This is a genomic window from Rubrivirga sp., assembly GCF_965213695.1.
Taxonomy (GTDB): domain Bacteria; phylum Bacteroidota; class Rhodothermia; order Rhodothermales; family Rubricoccaceae; genus Rubrivirga.
The window spans coordinates 2,187,449-2,203,282 of sequence record NZ_OZ243912.1 but is presented as its reverse complement, the minus strand read 5'-3'; the positions used below and the strand labels follow the sequence as shown (position 1 = coordinate 2,203,282).

At 72.5% G+C, this 15,834-nt stretch carries 18 protein-coding genes; 8 read left to right on the top strand and 10 right to left on the bottom strand.

Annotated elements, in window-relative coordinates:
• Positions 1-80: 80 nt before the first annotated feature.
• Both ACOOHE_RS09610 and ACOOHE_RS09605 read right to left on the bottom strand, forming a co-directional pair.
• On the bottom strand, positions 81-1,238 hold the full coding sequence (locus tag ACOOHE_RS09610) for a DNA double-strand break repair nuclease NurA (protein ID WP_420457583.1): 1,158 nt from the start codon (positions 1,236-1,238) through the stop codon (positions 81-83).
• Between the two features lie 351 nt (positions 1,239-1,589).
• Positions 1,590-2,102: a hypothetical protein gene (locus ACOOHE_RS09605; protein WP_420457582.1), complete on the bottom strand. Its 513-nt coding sequence runs from the start codon at positions 2,100-2,102 to the stop codon at positions 1,590-1,592.
• A 43-nt stretch (positions 2,103-2,145) separates the two neighbouring features.
• On the opposite strand from ACOOHE_RS09605, the gene hemW reads away from it, so the two are divergent.
• The gene (hemW, locus tag ACOOHE_RS09600; RefSeq protein WP_420457581.1) at positions 2,146-3,303 is read left to right on the top strand and encodes a radical SAM family heme chaperone HemW; all 1,158 of its coding nucleotides are present in this window, start codon (positions 2,146-2,148) and stop codon (positions 3,301-3,303) included.
• A 26-nt stretch (positions 3,304-3,329) separates the two neighbouring features.
• Positions 3,330-3,812 (top strand): DUF192 domain-containing protein, encoded by a 483-nt coding sequence (locus ACOOHE_RS09595; RefSeq protein WP_420457580.1) that lies wholly within the window; start codon positions 3,330-3,332, stop codon positions 3,810-3,812.
• A gap of 329 nt (positions 3,813-4,141) precedes the next feature.
• Here ACOOHE_RS09595 and ACOOHE_RS09590 read toward each other — a convergent pair whose 3' ends face one another.
• Positions 4,142-4,498, bottom strand: a complete 357-nt coding sequence (locus tag ACOOHE_RS09590; RefSeq protein WP_420457579.1) for a HesB/IscA family protein — start codon at positions 4,496-4,498, stop codon at positions 4,142-4,144.
• Positions 4,499-4,693: 195 nt separating this feature from the next.
• Between ACOOHE_RS09590 and sufB the strand changes: the two genes are divergently transcribed.
• The 5 genes from sufB to ACOOHE_RS09565 all read left to right on the top strand — a co-directional run bounded on the left by sufB (position 4,694) and on the right by ACOOHE_RS09565 (position 9,424).
• Positions 4,694-6,157: a Fe-S cluster assembly protein SufB gene (gene sufB / locus ACOOHE_RS09585; protein WP_420457578.1), complete on the top strand. Its 1,464-nt coding sequence runs from the start codon at positions 4,694-4,696 to the stop codon at positions 6,155-6,157.
• A 121-nt stretch (positions 6,158-6,278) separates the two neighbouring features.
• Positions 6,279-7,043: a Fe-S cluster assembly ATPase SufC gene (gene sufC, locus ACOOHE_RS09580; protein WP_420457577.1), complete on the top strand. Its 765-nt coding sequence runs from the start codon at positions 6,279-6,281 to the stop codon at positions 7,041-7,043.
• Between the two features lie 77 nt (positions 7,044-7,120).
• Positions 7,121-8,431, top strand: coding sequence for a Fe-S cluster assembly protein SufD (gene sufD / locus ACOOHE_RS09575; protein ID WP_420457576.1), 1,311 nt, complete (start codon positions 7,121-7,123; stop codon positions 8,429-8,431).
• Positions 8,432-8,501: 70 nt separating this feature from the next.
• Positions 8,502-8,858 carry an iron-sulfur cluster assembly protein gene (locus ACOOHE_RS09570; protein ID WP_420457575.1) on the top strand — a complete coding sequence of 119 codons (357 nt, stop codon included), beginning with the start codon at positions 8,502-8,504 and terminating at the stop codon, positions 8,856-8,858.
• A 146-nt stretch (positions 8,859-9,004) separates the two neighbouring features.
• Complete coding sequence (locus tag ACOOHE_RS09565; RefSeq protein ID WP_420457574.1) at positions 9,005-9,424, top strand: VOC family protein; 420 nt, start codon at positions 9,005-9,007, stop codon at positions 9,422-9,424.
• A gap of 8 nt (positions 9,425-9,432) precedes the next feature.
• Here ACOOHE_RS09565 and ACOOHE_RS09560 read toward each other — a convergent pair whose 3' ends face one another.
• Genes ACOOHE_RS09560 through ACOOHE_RS09530 form a run of 7 tightly spaced genes read right to left on the bottom strand, consistent with a single transcriptional unit; the run spans position 9,433 to position 14,865 of the window.
• Positions 9,433-10,437: a TPM domain-containing protein gene (locus ACOOHE_RS09560; protein ID WP_420457573.1), complete on the bottom strand. Its 1,005-nt coding sequence runs from the start codon at positions 10,435-10,437 to the stop codon at positions 9,433-9,435.
• Positions 10,434-11,087, bottom strand: coding sequence for a TPM domain-containing protein (locus ACOOHE_RS09555; RefSeq protein WP_420457572.1), 654 nt, complete (start codon positions 11,085-11,087; stop codon positions 10,434-10,436). The genes ACOOHE_RS09560 and ACOOHE_RS09555 overlap by 4 nt, the downstream gene beginning before the upstream one ends.
• Positions 11,084-12,292 carry a hypothetical protein gene (locus ACOOHE_RS09550; RefSeq protein ID WP_420457571.1) on the bottom strand — a complete coding sequence of 403 codons (1,209 nt, stop codon included), beginning with the start codon at positions 12,290-12,292 and terminating at the stop codon, positions 11,084-11,086. The genes ACOOHE_RS09555 and ACOOHE_RS09550 overlap by 4 nt, the downstream gene beginning before the upstream one ends.
• 24 nt (positions 12,293-12,316) lie before the next feature.
• Positions 12,317-12,958: a molybdate ABC transporter permease subunit gene (locus tag ACOOHE_RS09545; protein WP_420457570.1), complete on the bottom strand. Its 642-nt coding sequence runs from the start codon at positions 12,956-12,958 to the stop codon at positions 12,317-12,319.
• Complete coding sequence (gene modA / locus ACOOHE_RS09540) at positions 12,955-13,668, bottom strand: molybdate ABC transporter substrate-binding protein (protein ID WP_420457569.1); 714 nt, start codon at positions 13,666-13,668, stop codon at positions 12,955-12,957. Before modA ends, ACOOHE_RS09545 begins: the two co-directional genes overlap by 4 nt.
• Positions 13,665-14,549: a double zinc ribbon domain-containing protein gene (locus ACOOHE_RS09535; RefSeq protein WP_420457568.1), complete on the bottom strand. Its 885-nt coding sequence runs from the start codon at positions 14,547-14,549 to the stop codon at positions 13,665-13,667. The genes modA and ACOOHE_RS09535 overlap by 4 nt, the downstream gene beginning before the upstream one ends.
• A 4-nt stretch (positions 14,550-14,553) precedes the next feature.
• On the bottom strand, positions 14,554-14,865 hold the full coding sequence (locus ACOOHE_RS09530; protein ID WP_420457567.1) for an HU family DNA-binding protein: 312 nt from the start codon (positions 14,863-14,865) through the stop codon (positions 14,554-14,556).
• A gap of 120 nt (positions 14,866-14,985) precedes the next feature.
• On the opposite strand from ACOOHE_RS09530, the gene ACOOHE_RS09525 reads away from it, so the two are divergent.
• The gene (locus tag ACOOHE_RS09525; RefSeq protein WP_420457566.1) at positions 14,986-15,756 is read left to right on the top strand and encodes a glycogen/starch synthase; all 771 of its coding nucleotides are present in this window, start codon (positions 14,986-14,988) and stop codon (positions 15,754-15,756) included.
• The last annotated feature ends 78 nt before the right edge of the window (positions 15,757-15,834 follow it).

Sequence of the window (15,834 nt, the reverse complement as noted above, 5' to 3'; positions counted from 1 at the left end):
AGGACTCAGGAAACAGCCAAAGGCGGGCGACGCGAGCTCGACGTCTCCCTGACTCCTGATTCCTGATTCCTGATCCCTCGTCACACTCTCGGCGCCTGCTTCGACGCGGCCTTGCCCGAGTACGTCGGGGCCGAGGCGCCGGCGCCCCGGGCCTGGCGGGCCAGGATCCGGTAGAACACCTCCTTCTCGCGCGCGCGGACGACGGCCCGCTCATGCGCTTCCTGCAGGATGATCGGGTAGCCGCCCCCCTTCTCGCACTGATCCAGCACGACGGCGTGGATCAGGCCCAGCCAACCCGGGACCTCGGCCACCCACTCCGGCATCTCGACCCGGCCGACCTCGCCGCAGCCGTGGACGTAGAACGCGACGATCCGGTGGTCGCCGTAGGCCTTCAGCACCTCGCTCCGCGACAGGAACACGGCCGACCGCTCGCCGACCGCCAGCCGCCGTTGGTACAAATGGCGGTCCTGGAGCCCGCGGAGCGAGTCCGGCCCGGGCTCCCAGTCCGGCTCGTCCCGGTGCAACCGGAGCAGGTTGACGACCTCGGCGTTGGCCGGCCGCGAGACGTACGAGCAGACTGGGATGCCGGCCTCGCGGAAGCGGTCGAGCTCGGCCACGTAACGCGCGAGCAGGAGCGTCTCGAGCCGCCGGTTCTTCATCCCGCGCAGCATCCAGCGGATCAGCGTCCCGTCGGCCATCGCGACGACGGCCCGGCCGCTCCGGCGCTCCTGGTCGGCGGTGTCGAAGAGCCAGCGGAGTTCGAGCTCGTCGCGGAGCGCGGAGACGACCTCGGACGTGGCGTCGAGCGGGGAGGCGTCCGAGTCGTCCTCGGCCAAGTCCGCCAGGTCTTGTTGGTGGTAGCGGAGCGTCGGCTCGGCCTGGATGAGCGGCGGGTCGAGCGTCCCATAGTGGAACGCGACCCGGCCGACGTTCAAGAGGTAGCACGCTGGCTCGACGTGGCGGTCGGGGAAGATCTGCGAGCCGTCGGTCGCGACGACCGTCACGGTGGCCGGCCGGGGCTCGCACCCGTGGCACTCGTCCGGCCGCGTCCGCGGGATGGCGCGGAGCGGCCCACCGGACTGCGCGAGCGCTCGGTCCCGCAACGCCTCCCACCCGGGCGCGCAGTCGTCGAGGGCGCGGTGGCCCCGGTCCAAGCGCCGGCCGTGCGAGCGGTCCTCGTCGACGCGGTAGGCGGCGAAGTCGGCGATCTGGGCGGCCAAGCGGGCGAAGTCGAGCACGGGGGCGGGGAGTCGGGCGGGTTCCGCGGGTCGGGCAGGTCCCGCGGGTTCGCAGTCTGAGGGTCCCGGGCGGTCGGCTGAAAGCTAGGGCCGTCGGGGACCGAACCCAGTCGTGGCGCGGCCCGTCGCCGTGGACCGCTGGACAACCGGCGTCGCCGGCAGGGCGGCTTCATCTCTCACCCGTGTCATCCTGAGCTTGCGAAGAGTCTGCCCCCGCGAAGGTGGGGGATCGCCGCACGATTTCCGAGCCTCCTCTCGCCGTTCCCTCTGGCTTGGAACTCTGCGTTGAGATCTTTCGCTGGCGCTCAGGATGACACAGAGGGAACCGGAGAAACCAGATTCCTCAACGAGCTACTCCACCTCGACGGTCACCATCGAGCACGCGAGCGCCTGCCCCAGCCCGCGCTTGACGACGGGGAACAGGTGGCACGTGGCCACGGCCATCGCCAGCTCGACGTGCGCTTGGTGGCCGAACAGCGCCTCGACCCGGGCCACGTGGTCGAGCACGTCGTCGGCCTGGCTGGCGACGGAGTGGCCGAAGCGGTAGGCAGCGCGGGCGTCGTCGTAGAGCCGGTCCGGGTCGTCCAAGGCTTGGCGGAGCGTGGTCGCGGCGACGCCGTCGCGCTGGGCGACCGTGACGATGACCTGGACGCACGTCCCGCAATCTTGGGCGACGGTGGCCCCGAGGCGCGCGAGGTGCCAGGCGTCGAGCGGGGCGCGCTTCCGGTACTGGGCCGCCGGCATCGCCAGCATCCACCGGGTGAACGCGGCGCCCGACGTGTCCGCGATCGTGCGGAGGTACGGCATCTCGCAGCCGGTCTGGCGCTCGGCGGTGGCGATGACTCGGTCGGCGAGGGCACCCATGGCGTCGGGTCGGGGTTGGAGAGGGACAGGATACCGATCTCCCTTGGCCGGCCTCTACGTCCACGTCCCGTTCTGCTCGCAGCGCTGCGTCTACTGCGACTTCTACTTTACCACGACGCGCCGCGACGAGGGCAGCTACGTCCGTGCGATCCGGGCCGAGGCCGAGCGGCTGGGGGCGGAGTACCGCGAGCGGGCCCCCCTCGCGACGCTCTACCTCGGGGGCGGCACGCCGTCGCTGCTGTCGCCGGACGCGCTCGCGGGCGTGATCGACGCAGCGCACGACCACTTCGACACGGCCGGGTTGGCGGAGGTCACGGTCGAGGCCAACCCCGAGGACCTGTCCGGCGACGACGGAGCAGCCTGGCTCCGAGCGGCCCGCGACCTCGGCGTGACGCGGCTGTCGCTCGGCGTCCAGTCGTTCTTCGACGACGACCTCGCGTTCATGAACCGGGCCCACGACGCGGCCCAGGCCCAAGCTGGCGTCGAAGCCGCCGTGGCCGAGATCGGCGACGTCTCGGTCGACCTCATCTTCGGCGTCCCGGACCAGCCGTTCGAGCACTGGGGCGCCAACCTCCAGAAGGCCGTCCGCTTGGGCGCGACGCACGTCTCGACCTACAGCCTGACCGTCGAAGACCGGACGCCGCTCCGCAAGCTGGTCGACCTGGGCCGCGTGGTCCCGGAGGGCGACGAGACGCTGCGCGAGCGGTACCTCTTCACGCACGACTACCTCGGCGGGCACGGGTTCGAGCACTACGAGGTCTCGTCGTTCGCGCGGCCCGGCCACAGGTCCCGTCACAACGAGAGCTACTGGACGCACGGGACCGTGATCGGGCTCGGCCCGAGCGCCCACTCGTTCTGGCGCGAGACCCGGAGCCGCGGCTGGCGCTGGGCCGACGTCGCCCACCTCGGGCGCTGGCAGGGCCTGCTCCTCGCCGGCGAGAGCCCCGTCGACTGGCGCGAGCAGATCGGCCCGGACGAGCTGGCCGACGAGGCCGTCCTGCTCGGGCTCCGCCGCTTGGAAGACGGCCTCGACCTCGACCGGATCGAGCGGGACTACGGCGTCGACTTGCTCACGGAGCGACGGGCCGAGCTGGCCGCGCTCGAAGGGGCCGGCCTGGTCGAGGTCGGCGCCCGCCGCGTCCGCCTGACCATCGAGGGGGCCGCCGTCGCCGACGCCGTGGCGCTCCGGCTGGTGGGGTAGCTTCCCGGCCGTCCCCCCGCTCTGGAATGCGCGCGTCGCCCGTCCTCCTCGCCCTCCTCCTGGCCGCCTGCACCGACCCGGCCGAGCCGCCGGCCGAGCCCGTCGCCCGGGCCGGTGAGTCCATCCCGTTCCAGATCGACGGCCGGCTCGCGTTTGTCCGCGGGGCCGACACGCTGAAGACGATCGCCATCGAGGTGGCCGACACCGACTCGACGCGGGCGCGGGGCCTGATGCAGCGGTCCGAGATCCCCGACGACACCGGGATGCTCTTCGTCTTCCCCGCCGCCGAGCCCCAGGCGTTCTACATGGCGAACACGCCGCGCTCGCTCGACATCCAGTTCTACGCCGCCGACTCGACGCTGCTCAACGTGGCCGAGAACACGACGCCGTACTCGCTCGACAACGTCCTGTCGGAGGGGCCGGCCCAGTTCGTCGTCGAGGTCCCCGCCGGGGCCTCCCGTCGGATCGGGCTCGTCCCCGGCGACCGGATCACGTGGACGCTGGACTGACCGGCCGCCCCGACTCGGCGCGAGGCGCCTCTCCGAGAGGCCGCCGTCGTTCGGAGCTCGCATCGGGTGGTTAGGCTGGCGTTCGCTGTTCCGAGTGGACTCGTCCGCAACGATAGGATTTCTCCTTCACGCACTCGTTTGTGAGGTTGGGGTATGGGCTACCAGGGGTTTTCCTGATATAAAGATGAAGATGGGCGAAAGCCCTACATGTCGGGCACACAGTTCCGCACCGCGCCGTTCATTGGGCCAGGTGATGACGTGCCGTCCCACGTATCACCCCTGAGCCCGCTGGCCCCGTAAGGCCAGCGGGCTACTTTTTTGGCCGCGCGTCAGAGACTGAACGACTCGCCGCAGGCGCACGTCCGGACGGCCTGGGGGTTGTCGAAGTGGAAGCCCTTGCCGTCGAGGCCGTCGGTGAAGTCGAGCGTGGTGCCCTCGACGGTCACCAGACTCCGGGGGTCGAGGACCAGCCGGAGCCCGTCCACCTCGACCGTCTCGTCGGCCGGGCCGGCGACGGTGTCCCAGCCGAGGTCGTACGTCAGGCCCGAGCACCCGCCGGGCACGACGGCCACGCGCAAGAACGTCTGGGCCAGGTCGACGCCCTCACCGGCGGCGACGGCCGCGAGTCGCTGGCGGGCCCGCTCGGTGATGGCGAAGGGGGCGTCGGTCGAGGTCGGAGGAGTCATCGGGAACGCGCGTTTTCGGGAGTCTTCACCCCGTCCGGGGGCGTCGGCGTCGGGCGGGGCCGAACTTCGGACGGGCGGGGCCGGGTCCGCCTTCCGGCCGTGTTCACGGGCCGGCCGTACGGCCGGCCGCCTTCGGCCCGTCTTCCTGGAACAGCCCTCCCCCGCCCCGGTTCGCCCCGTACACGCAGCACCACCATGGCTACTTACACCGAGCACGATTTCTTCGAGGACGTCGCCGAGCAGGGCTACAAGTACGGGTTCGTCACCGACGTCACGTCCGACAAGGCGCCGAAGGGCCTGAGCGAGGACACGGTCCGCTTTATCTCGGCCAAGAAGGAGGAGCCCGAGTGGCTCTTGGAGTACCGGCTGAAGGCGCTCCGGCACTTTTTCAAGCTCTTGGACGAGGGCAAGGAGCCGTCGTGGGCCCACCTCAACGTGCCGGCCATCGACTACCAGGACGCCTACTACTACGCGGCGCCCGGCGACAAGGCCAAGTACGACTCGATCGACGACGTCCCGGAAGAGATCCTGGCCGACTTCGAGAAGCTGGGCATCCCGCTTCGGGAGCAGGCCGCGCTCGCGGGCGTCGCCGTCGACGCGGTGATGGACTCGGTGAGCGTCGCCACCACGTTCAAGGCGGAGCTGGCGAAGGAGGGCGTCATCTTCTGTTCGTTTAGCGAGGCCGTCCAGAACCACCCCGAGTTGGTCAAGGCCAACATGGGCAAGGTGGTGCCGTACACGGACAACCTGTACGCCGCGCTCAACTCGGCCGTGTTCTCGGACGGGTCGTTCTGCTACATCCCCAAGGGCGTCCGCTGCCCGATGGAGCTCTCGACCTACTTCCGGATCAACGAGGCCAACACGGGCCAGTTTGAGCGGACGCTCATCGTCTGCGAGGACGGCGGCTACGTGAGCTACATGGAGGGCTGCACGGCCCCGATGCGCGAGGAGTACCAGCTCCACGCGGCCATCGTCGAGATCATCGCCCACGACGACGCTGAGGTCAAGTATTCGACGGTCCAGAACTGGTACCCCGGCTCGGCCGAGGGCAAGGGCGGCGTCTACAACTTCGTGACCAAGCGGGCCCTGTGCTCCGGCCGCAACTCGAAGGTGACGTGGACCCAGCTCGAAACGGGCTCGGCCATCACCTGGAAGTACCCGTCGTGCATCTTGAAGGGCGACGGGTCCGTCGGCGAGTTCTACTCGGTCGCCTTCACGAAGGACTACCAGCAGGCCGACACGGGGACCAAGATGATCCACCTCGGCAAGAACACCCGGAGCACGATCATCTCGAAGGGGATCTCGGCCGGCCGGTCCAACAACTCGTACCGCGGGCTCGTCCGGGTGAACAAGAAGGCGGCCAACGCCCGGAACTTCAGCCAGTGCGACTCGCTGCTCATCGGCGACCAGTGCGGGGCCCACACGTTCCCCTACATCGAGATCCACAACGACACGGCCCAGGTCGAGCACGAGGCGACGACGTCGAAGGTCGGCGAGGACCAGCTGTTCTACTGCCAGGCCCGCGGCATCTCGGAGCAGGACGCGCTCAACCTGATCGTCAACGGCTACGCCAAGGAGATCCTGGCCAAGCTCCCGATGGAGTTCGCCGTCGAGGCCCAGAAGCTGCTCTCCGTCCAGCTCGAAGGCTCCGTGGGGTGAGCAGGATACGTGATGCGTGATACGTGACTCTCTACGAGCACCCTCATGCATCACGTATCACGCATCCAGCCGCACGACCTCCCGACGACTTCTACACGACACGAAACTCCAGAATCCCGTAATGGCATTGCTCTCCATCCGCAACCTCCACGCCTCGGTCGAGGACGCCGAGATCCTCAAGGGGCTCTCGCTCGACGTTCACGAAGGCGAGGTCCACGCGATCATGGGCCCGAACGGGTCCGGCAAGTCCACGCTCGGCCACGTGCTCGCCGGCCGCGACGACTACGAGATCACCGAGGGCTCGGTCACGTTCGACGGCGACGACCTGCTCGAGATGGACCCCGAGGAGCGGACGCGCGAGGGCCTCTTCCTCGCCTTCCAGTACCCGGTCGAGCTCCCCGGCGTCTCGACGCACCAGTTTCTGCGGACGGCCGTCAACTCGGTGAGGGAGCACCGGAAGGAGGACCCGCTCTCGGTCAGCGACTTCCTCAAGCTGATGCGCGAGAAGGCCGCGTTCGTCAACCTCGACCCGGCGCTCACCAAGCGGTCGGTCAACGAGGGGTTCTCGGGCGGCGAGAAAAAGCGGGCCGAGATCTTCCAGATGGCCATGCTCGACCCGCGCTTGGCCATCTTGGACGAGACCGACTCCGGCCTCGACATCGACGCGCTGCGGATCGTGTCGGATGGCGTCAACAAGCTCCGGTCCGAGAACCGCGCGTTCGTGTTGATTACGCACTACCAGCGGCTCTTGAACTACATCACGCCGGACCGCGTCCACGTCTTGGTCGGCGGCCGGATCGTCCGCTCGGGCGGCCCGGAGCTGGCGGAGGAGCTGGAGGAGAAGGGCTACGACTGGTTGATCGAGGAGTCCTCCGTCGCCGCGTAGCTCGCCCGGATACGTGATCCGTGATGCGTGACTCTCCGCGAGCGCCATCACGCATCACTCATCACGCATCACGCACAATGATCGACCTCGAAAAGGCCCCCGCCCTGCTCCGCCACGCCACCGAGGCGCTCGACGGCGCGTTCTCGGGCGACGGCGCGCCGGACCCGTTCGCCGACCGCCGCGCCCAGGCCCGCGCCGCGTTCGAGACGGCCGGGCTCCCGACGACGCGCCACGAGGCGTGGAAGTACACGGACCTCCGCCCCGCCCTCAAGCCGGACTACCGGCCGGCCCCCAAGGCCCAGGCGACGGACGCCGACCTCGACGCTGCCGCCATCGACGGGCTCGACGCGGCGCGCGTGGTCGTGGTCAACGGCCGGTTCGACGCCGAGCGGTCCGACCTGAGCGGCCTGCCCGACGGCGTCATCGTGGCCGGGCTCGCGGAGACGCTCCGCCAGTCGCCCGAGGCCGTCGCCGACACGTTCGGCCGGCACGTCGACCTGGGGCGCGATGCGTTCGCGGCGCTCAACAGCGCGTTCAGCCTGGACGGGCTCTACCTCTCGGTCCCGCGCGGCGTCGCCGTCGAGCGGCCGATCCACGTCGTCCACCTGTTGACGGCCGACGAGCCGACGTTCGTCCAGACGCGGCACCTGATGGTGGTCGGCCAAGCGGCCCAGGCGACGGTCGTCGAGACGTACGCCGTGCGCGGCGAGGCCGAGACGTTCCGCAACGACCTGACCGAGATCGTGGCCCAAGACGCCGCCGTCGTCCGCCACGTCCGGGTCCAGGACGAGGGCGACCGCGCGAACGCCGTCTCGCTCGTCCAGGTCTACCAGGGCCGCGACTCCGACGTCTCGACGCTGGCGTTCACGTTCGCGTCCGGGACGGTCCGCAACAACACCGTCATGGTGCCGGCCGGCGAGGGCGGCCAGTCGACCCTCGGTGGCCTCTACCTCTGCCGCGGCGACCAGCACGTCGACACGAACACACTCGTGGACCACGTGGCGCCGGGGTGCCAGTCGAACGAGCTGTTCAAGGGGATCGTCCGCGACCGCTCGACGGGCGTGTTCAACGGGAAGGTGTTCGTCCAGCGCGAGGCCCAGCAGACGAACGCCTACCAGCAGAGCCAGGGCGTCGTGCTCAGCCCGGACGCCCACCACTACTCGAAGCCCGAGCTCGAGATCTACGCCGACGACGTCAAGTGCTCGCACGGCTCGACGACCGGCGCCATCGAGCCCGAGCACGTGTTCTACCTCCGCAGCCGAGGCGTCTCCGAGGCCGACGCCCGGGCCATGCTGCTCTACGCCTTCGCCCACGACGTGGTCGAGATGGTGTCGCTGGCTCCGGTCCGCGACTGGCTCGACGCCAAGATCGCCGAGCGGCTCAAGTAGCAGGTACGGGGTGCCGGGTACGAGGTACCTGACGAGCCCCGTACCCTGTACCTCGTACCCGGTACCTCCAATGACCCGCGACATCCTCCACGACGGCCGCGACGCCGACGACTTCACGGAGTTGGAGGCCGGCATGGTCCAGGTCATGCGGACGATCTACGACCCCGAGATCCCCGTGCCGATCTGGGACCTCGGCCTGATCTACGGCTGGACGATCGAGGACGGCGACGACGGCAAGGACGTCTCAGTCAAGATGACGCTGACGGCGCCGAACTGCCCGGCTGCCGAGACGTTGCCGGCCGAGGTCGAGCAGGGCGTCAACGCGCTCGACGGCGTGGCCCGCGCGAGCATCGACCTCGTGTTCGTCCCGTCGTACTCGATGGAGATGCTGAGCGAGGAGGCCCGGCTGACGTTGGGCCTGATGTGAGACGGCCCGGCGCACGGCGCGGTTAAACAGGGCGGCCAATCCGCACGGGGGCGTTCCCCCAGGCCGGAGTGTTCGGCCACGCGGACCCGTGGCACGAGGCGTGGAGTCGACGGGGTGTTGCCCCGCAACGCTCTCTCCCCCTCTCGATGGACCTCCACCCCACCGCCCTCGACTCGGCCTACCGGCAGGCCGAGCGGGCCCTCCGCAAACCGAGCTCGGCCGTCTGGCTGCGGAGCGTCAGCGTCCGCACGGCCCGGTTCGACGAGGCCCTCGACTTCTACGTGACGGCGCTCGGGCTCACGCTCGGGGGCTTGGACGTCCACCCGCTGACGGCCCGGCCGCGCGCCCACCTCTTGGACGCCGAGGGCCGACGGGTCTTCGAGCTCGTCGAGGCCGACGGCGACGCGGGCCGGGGCGCCCACGAGCTCGCGTTCGGGATGCCGCGCCGCACCGTCACGCTGCTCCGCGCCCGGCTCGACCTCCAGGGCATCGCCTACACGTCGACGGCCGGCGCGCTCTACCTCCGCGACGTCGACGGGACGTTGTTGCGGGTCGAGGCGCTGTAGCCGGTCGGTCACCAGCTCCCCGAGGCGCCGCCGCCGCCGGACGACCCGCCGCCGCCGCTGAAGCCGCCACCGCCAGAGCCGCCACCGAAGCTGCCCCCACCGCTCGACGACGGCGTGGGCACGGGGAAGGTCTCGCCCCCGAGCACGTACTCGGTCTGACCACGCCGCCGGGCCTCCCGGATCGCGTGCCCGCGTGCGATCCGCTGGCGGCGTTCGGGACCGAGCGTGGGGTGCCGGTCGATCCAGCGGTTCAGGTAGACGGCCGCCAGGGGCGCCAACAGGATGCCGCCACAGGCCGCCCATCCGGTCACGAGGAGGGGGATGGCCCCCGCGCCGATGAACGCCCCCGTGATCATGCCGACGCACCCCAGCGACTTCTCGGCGGCGGGCTCCGTCGACGGGGCGTAGTAGACGGCGAGGGCGAGCGGCACGAACCCGATTCCCCCGAAGAACAGCAGGAACACGAGCCGGAGCCACACCGGCTGGTCCTCGGCCGGCCGGCCGTTGAGGAGGACGCCCGAGGGCGCTCGCGGCTGGTACGTGCCCTCGATTGTACCGAGGATGGCCTCGACGCCTCCGAGCACGCCCGCGTCGAAGTCGCCGTCGCGGAACCGGGGGACGATCTCCTGGCGGATGATCGTCCCGGACGTCGCGTCGGTCAGGTCTCCTTCGAGCCCGTAGCCGACCTCGATCCGCACCTCGCGATCCCCGACGGCCACCAAGAGCAGGACGCCGTTGTCCGTCCCGGCCTGGCCGAGCCCCCACTCCCGGAACACCCTCGTCGCGTACGGCTCCAGGATCTCGCCGTCCAGCGACGGGATCGTCAGGACGACGACCTGGTTCGACGTCGAGTCTTGGTGGGCGGCCAGCAGCGACGTCAGCGTGGCCTCCGTCGACGGCGAGAGCACGTCGGCGAGGTCGACGACGCGGCCGGTGAGCGGGGGGACGTCGAGCGCGGCCGAGGCCGTCGCGGAGCCGGCCACCAGGAGCACGCCGAGGACGACCGCCCTCACTCGTCGCGGACCCGGACGCCGTCCGGCAGCTCGTCCGTGTCGTCCGGGCGGACCTCGACGCCGCGGCGGTGGAGCAGGTCGCCGCACAGGTCGATGGCCGCGACCATCCCGTCGGCCAGCGACTTCGACCGGATCCCGTCGCGGACGCGGGCGACGACCTCGACCCACTCGGCTTGCTCGACCTTCGCGTTGATCCCGGCGTCGCCGACGACCTCGATCCGGTGCTCGAACAGCGACACGAACAGCAAGATGCCCGTCCGGTCGCGCGTGTCGAACACCTCCTCCTCGACGAACGCGAGCGCCGCCCGGCGGTGGACGCTCGTCTCCATCGACGCCGCCCCGGCGAACGCCCGGCGGACCGGGTCGAGCATCGTCGCGAGCGCGCCGAGCACGCCGCCGGCCGTCATCGCGAGCGCGAGGGCCCACGACGAGTACAGCCAGCCCCACCCCCACCCGTCGTACGCCCACGCCGCCGCCAGCGCGAGCATCCCGACGGCCAGGGCCCCGACCGACGCCGCGCGCCACGTCGCCGCGTCGTAGTCGCCGCTCTGGCGGACGACGTACGGGACGATCTCGCCGGCCGTCCGGGTCTCGGCGTCGGCCACGGCCTGGCGGATGCGCTCCAGTTCGTCGTCGGTAAACAGGGTCACGGCGCGTCGGAGGGCTGGGGGAGGACCGTCACGGTCGCGGCGTCGGGCGACGCGGCGAGCCGGCGCAGGAGGTCGGCGACGCGGGCGGGCGGGGTCCGCTCGATGGCGTCGGCCAGGCGGGCGGCTTGGTCGGGGCGGAGGGCCGGTCGGAAGCGGCCCGGCACCTCGTACAGCGTCGCGAACGCGCGGAGGCGGCCGGCCGGCCCAGCCGCGTCGCGGGCGGCGGCGTCGCGAGCGCGGCGGAGGGCGTCCGCGTCGAGCGGGTCGAGGAGCGAGGCCGCGCCAGCGCTGGCGATCCGCAGGCGGGCCCGGCCGGCGGCGGCGTCGAGCCGGAGCGACACCGAGGCGTCGGTGCCGACGCGGTCGGCCAGGGCCCGCTCCAGCGTGAGCACGGCCGGGAGGTCGTCCCACCCGGCGGCGACGTCGGCCTCGAACACGGTGCCGGCCGCCGGCCCGCTCGTGGTGGACTCCGCCCGGACGGCCGGCGGGGTTTCGAGGAGCGGGCCGAAGCGGGCGCCGCGGCCCGCGACAGCCAGGCGCTCGGCGACGAGCGGCTCGACCCACTCTCGGCCGACGCTCCCCGACAGGAACACCCGGAAGTCGGAGGGCCGGTCGAAGGCGTCGGCGAGGGCCTGACGGGCGGCGTCGGGGTCGAACGCGGGCACGCGGTCGCGGCCCCGACGCGGCGCGAGCGCGTCGAGCGGGTCCGGCGCGACGACGACCGACGGCGGGTCCGAGAACAGCGCGGCGACGTCGGCCACGAGCGTGGCCAGCCCCTCCGCCTCGCCGACGGCCTCCCGGCGGTCGGGCTCGACGCGGGCCGCCAGCGCTCCCCACGACCCCTGGGCCCCGACGAACCGGTCGGCCGCGGCCGGCGGCAGCGACGCCCACCCGCCCGGCGCGCGGACGGCGGCCCGGTACGCCTCGGCCTCCGGCTCCTGCACGTAGACGACCGTCAGGCCGTTCGCCAGCGTCCACTCGACCGCGCCGGCCTGCTCGTAGACCGCGCGGCGGTCGATCCGGCGTTCGAGGACGGGCGGCGGCACCACGGGCGCGGGCTCGACCGGCTCGGGCTCGACCAGGATCGGCGCGGAGGCCGGCGGCTCGACCGCCGTCACGACGGCCGGCGGCGCGGCGACCGGCTCGGGCGCCGTGCTCGCGCACCCGGCCCCGACGAGGACGAACAGGACGATGGCGGGGCGCATGGAGCACAAGAGGGGGCCCGAAAGCTACGGCGCGCTGGGGCGTCCCCATCGGCGGAGCAGCACGCGCGACACGCCCAGGCTGAGCGCCGCCAGCACGACGGCCGCGACCGCCAGCCGGACCGACGCCGGCTCGCCGCCCACCTGCTGGAGCCGGCTGTACAGCGCGAGCGGGAGCGTCTGCGTCCGCCCCGGCAGGTTGCCGGCCACGACGAGCGTCGCCCCGAACTCGCCGAGCGCCCGGGCAAAGTGGAGCGCCGCGCCCGCACCGACGGCCGCGCTCGCCAGCGGCGCCACGACGTGTCGCGCGACCGCCCGCCGGCCCGCGCCATCGACCCGGGCGGCGTCGACGAGGGCCGGGTCGACGGCCTCGAACCCGGCCCGCGCGAGCTGGACGAACAGCGGCAACCCGACGACGGCGGACGCGAGCACGGCGGCCACCCAGGTGAACAGAACGGTCCGGGGCAACACCAGCAGCAGCGCGTAGCCGGTGACGACGGGCGGAAGCACGAGCGGCAGCAGCACCGCGAACTCGACCGCGCTCGCGACGGCCCCGCGCCGGTGCGCGAGCGCCCACCCCAGCGCCAGGCTCGGCCCGGCCGCCAGCACGGTCGCCGCCAGCGCCACGCGCAGGCTGAGGCCGACGGCGGCCCAGTCGGCCGGCGTCATCGGTCGGCGGGACCGAACCCGGCACCGGCCCACCGGGCGGACGACCCGGGCCCGGTGATCGCTTCGAACACGGCCCGGCCTCGCGGGGAGAGGAGGGCGGCCTCGAACACGACGGGCGCGTGCGGGACGACGGCCACGACGCGGACGCGGGCCGAGGCCGCGGCGTCGGAGGCGTAGACGACGGCCCGGTCCACGACGCCGGTCTCGACGGCCGCGAGCGCCGCCCGGACATCGCCGACGGCCACGACGCGGGGCGCGACATCCGCCCACAGCTCGGCCTCCTCAAGTGCCTCTTGCGCGTACTGCCCGGCCGGGACGTGCGACGGATCGGCCAGGGCCACCCGACGAGCATCTCGAAGCGCCTCCGCCAGGTCCGGCGCCGGCGCGGCACCACTCGGCCCGACGACGACGAGCGCGCCCGTGGCCACGACGCGGCGCTCGGCGACGGCCACGCCCTCCCCGACGAGCCAGTCGATCCAGGCCGGGTCGGCGGTGACGAACACGTCGGCCGGCGCGCCGCGCGCGACCTGCCGCGCCAGGACCGAGCTCGCGGCCACGCTGACGACCGTCGGCCGGCTGGCCCCACTCTCACCGTGGGCCACCCCGGCGAGCACGTCGCCCGTGGACGCGGCGGACAAGACGATCACGGCGTCGTCCCCGCATCCGAGCGCCAGCAGGGCCAGGGCGAGGACCGAGGCCCGGGCGCTCACCCGCCCGCCGGCGCGGCGTCGAGGCTGGCGAGCGCGGCTTGGGCCCGCTGGCGGACCGGCGCGCCCGGCGGCGCGAGCTCGACGATCCGCTCGAACGCGACGCGCGCGCTGTCGACCCGGCCGATCATCAGCCGGCGCTCGGCGAGCAGGAACGTGGCGTCGAGGTTGTCGGGGTCGGCGTCCAAGACCGTACGGAGCTCCTGGATCGGCCGCATCGGGTCGGACGGGTCGAACGTGGCCGCCTCCGCGAGCGCGACGCGGACGCGGGGCTGGTCGTCGAGGGCCAGGCTCCGCTCGAAGTCCTCGATGGCCCGGCGTGCCCAACGGACGCTCGACGTGGGGTCGCTCTGGACGGCGTTGAACGCGGCCGTGAGGTAGTACCGGCCCGACTCGTACCACCCGTCGGCCGTGCCGAGCCCGGCGAACTGGTCGGCCGCGGCCTGGAGCGAGTCGGCGAGGGGCGGCGCGCCGTCGGGGATCGGCGGCGCCTGCCCGACTTCGGCTTGGGGGTCCGGGGCCGGCGTGGGCTCGGGCCGCGGGGCCATCAGGGTCACGAGGTACAGCCCGACGACGGCCGCCAGCCCCACACCGACGACGATCAGCCCCCGCCGCCCCGCCGCCGACGGCGGGCGCGCGGCCGGGCCGGGTGGGGAGGCCGGCTCGGGACGAGCAGCGGCGACCGGGAGGGGAGCTCCACAGTTGTTGCAATAACGGGCCCCAGACGGGTTCGCGTGGCCGCACGCCGCGCAGACCCGGGCGCCGTCCGCGTCCACGGGGACCGCGCCGACGCCGGTCACGTCGTCGCCGGCCGGGGTGCCGCACAGGTCGCAGGCCTCGGCGCCGTCGGCCAGGCGCGCGCCGCAGGAGCCGCAGGCCGCCATCGGGCTAGGCGCTCGTAGCGCCGACCAACCGCTCGGCCCCCTCCTCCTCGACGCGCCGCCGGAACTCCTGGGCCGGCTTGAACACGGGGACCATCCGGCGCGGGACCGGGACCGGCTGGTCCGTCCGCGGGTTCCGGGCCGTGCGGGGCGCCCGCTCGACCGACCGGAACGTCCCGAACCCCCGGAGCTCGACCCGGTCGCCCTCGGCGACGGCGTCGAGGACGGTGTGCATGAACCCGTCGACGACGGCCTCGGTCTCGAGCTTGGTGAGGCCGGTGGCCTCGGCGATGCGGTCGACGATCTGGGCTTTGGTCACGGGTCGGAAATCCGGGCGGGCCGCCATGATACGCGCGGCCGTCGCGGGGCGGTGGCGGGCGGGGCCGGATCGGAGTTAGTTTTCACGCGGTCGAGTCGAGCGTTCCACCGTCCCCCATCGATGCGCGTACTGTTCGTTTCCGGCGAGGTCGCCCCGTTCTCCGAAACCACCGCGACCGCCCGGGTCCTGCGCGTCTTGCCCGAGGCGTTGCAAGAGCACAAGGACGTCGAGCCGCGCATCCTGATGCCGCGCTACGGCGTCGTCTCGGAGCGGCGCAACCGGCTCCACGAGGTCATCCGCCTGTCGGGCGCCGAGATCCAGGCCGGCGAGGCGACCGACACCCTCAAGGTGAAGGTGGCCTCGATCCCCGGCATCCGCCTCCAGGTCTACTTCATGGACTCCGTCCGCTTCTTCAAGCGGAAGGGGCTCCACGCCGACCGGAAGACGGGGGCCGAGTTCCCCGACAACCCGGCGCGCGCGCTGTTCTTCGCCCGGGCCGCGTTCTCGACGGTCGAGAACCTGGGCTGGCGGCCCGACGTGGTCCACGCCGCCGGCTGGATCAGCTCGTTCGTGCCCCACGTGCTCCAGCAGGAGTTGGGCGAGAACGAGTTGTTCTCGGGCGTCCACACGGTCTACACGCCCGAGGGCCCGGACGGCTACGCCCACACGCTCACCGAGGCCGAGGCCACGGACCTCGGCCTGCCCGCCGACTGGGCCGACAAGACGCTCCGCCAGATCGGGTTGGACACGGCCGACGCCGCGGCGTACTCGGAGGGCGACGCGGCGGGCGACGGCGAGCCGGCCGGCCCGACGCTGGATGAGGACCCGGAGACGGTGGCTGAGACGGCGGCCGAGCTGTACGGCTCGCTCGGCCCCGCGCTCGCAGCCTGAGCGGTGGGGGTCCCCCCTCCCCCCCTACCACGTTCCCTTTCCCCGTGGAGAGGGACGGGGTGAGGGGCCGGTAGTCCG

Excerpts from the sequence above, each read along its gene's own strand:
- ACOOHE_RS09605 (WP_420457582.1), bottom strand. The coding sequence starts at position 2,102 with ATGGGTGCCCTCGCCGACCGAGTCATCGCCACCGCCGAGCGCCAGACC.
- ACOOHE_RS09595 (WP_420457580.1), top strand. The coding sequence starts at position 3,330 with ATGCGCGCGTCGCCCGTCCTCCTCGCCCTCCTCCTGGCCGCCTGCACC.
- ACOOHE_RS09590 (WP_420457579.1), bottom strand. The coding sequence starts at position 4,498 with ATGACTCCTCCGACCTCGACCGACGCCCCCTTCGCCATCACCGAGCGG.
- sufB (WP_420457578.1), top strand. The coding sequence starts at position 4,694 with ATGGCTACTTACACCGAGCACGATTTCTTCGAGGACGTCGCCGAGCAG.
- sufC (WP_420457577.1), top strand. The coding sequence starts at position 6,279 with ATGGCATTGCTCTCCATCCGCAACCTCCACGCCTCGGTCGAGGACGCC.
- sufD (WP_420457576.1), top strand. The coding sequence starts at position 7,121 with ATGATCGACCTCGAAAAGGCCCCCGCCCTGCTCCGCCACGCCACCGAG.
- ACOOHE_RS09570 (WP_420457575.1), top strand. The coding sequence starts at position 8,502 with ATGACCCGCGACATCCTCCACGACGGCCGCGACGCCGACGACTTCACG.
- ACOOHE_RS09565 (WP_420457574.1), top strand. The coding sequence starts at position 9,005 with ATGGACCTCCACCCCACCGCCCTCGACTCGGCCTACCGGCAGGCCGAG.
- ACOOHE_RS09550 (WP_420457571.1), bottom strand. The coding sequence starts at position 12,292 with ATGCGCCCCGCCATCGTCCTGTTCGTCCTCGTCGGGGCCGGGTGCGCG.
- ACOOHE_RS09545 (WP_420457570.1), bottom strand. The coding sequence starts at position 12,958 with ATGACGCCGGCCGACTGGGCCGCCGTCGGCCTCAGCCTGCGCGTGGCG.
- ACOOHE_RS09535 (WP_420457568.1), bottom strand. The coding sequence starts at position 14,549 with ATGGCGGCCTGCGGCTCCTGCGGCGCGCGCCTGGCCGACGGCGCCGAG.
- ACOOHE_RS09525 (WP_420457566.1), top strand. The coding sequence starts at position 14,986 with ATGCGCGTACTGTTCGTTTCCGGCGAGGTCGCCCCGTTCTCCGAAACC.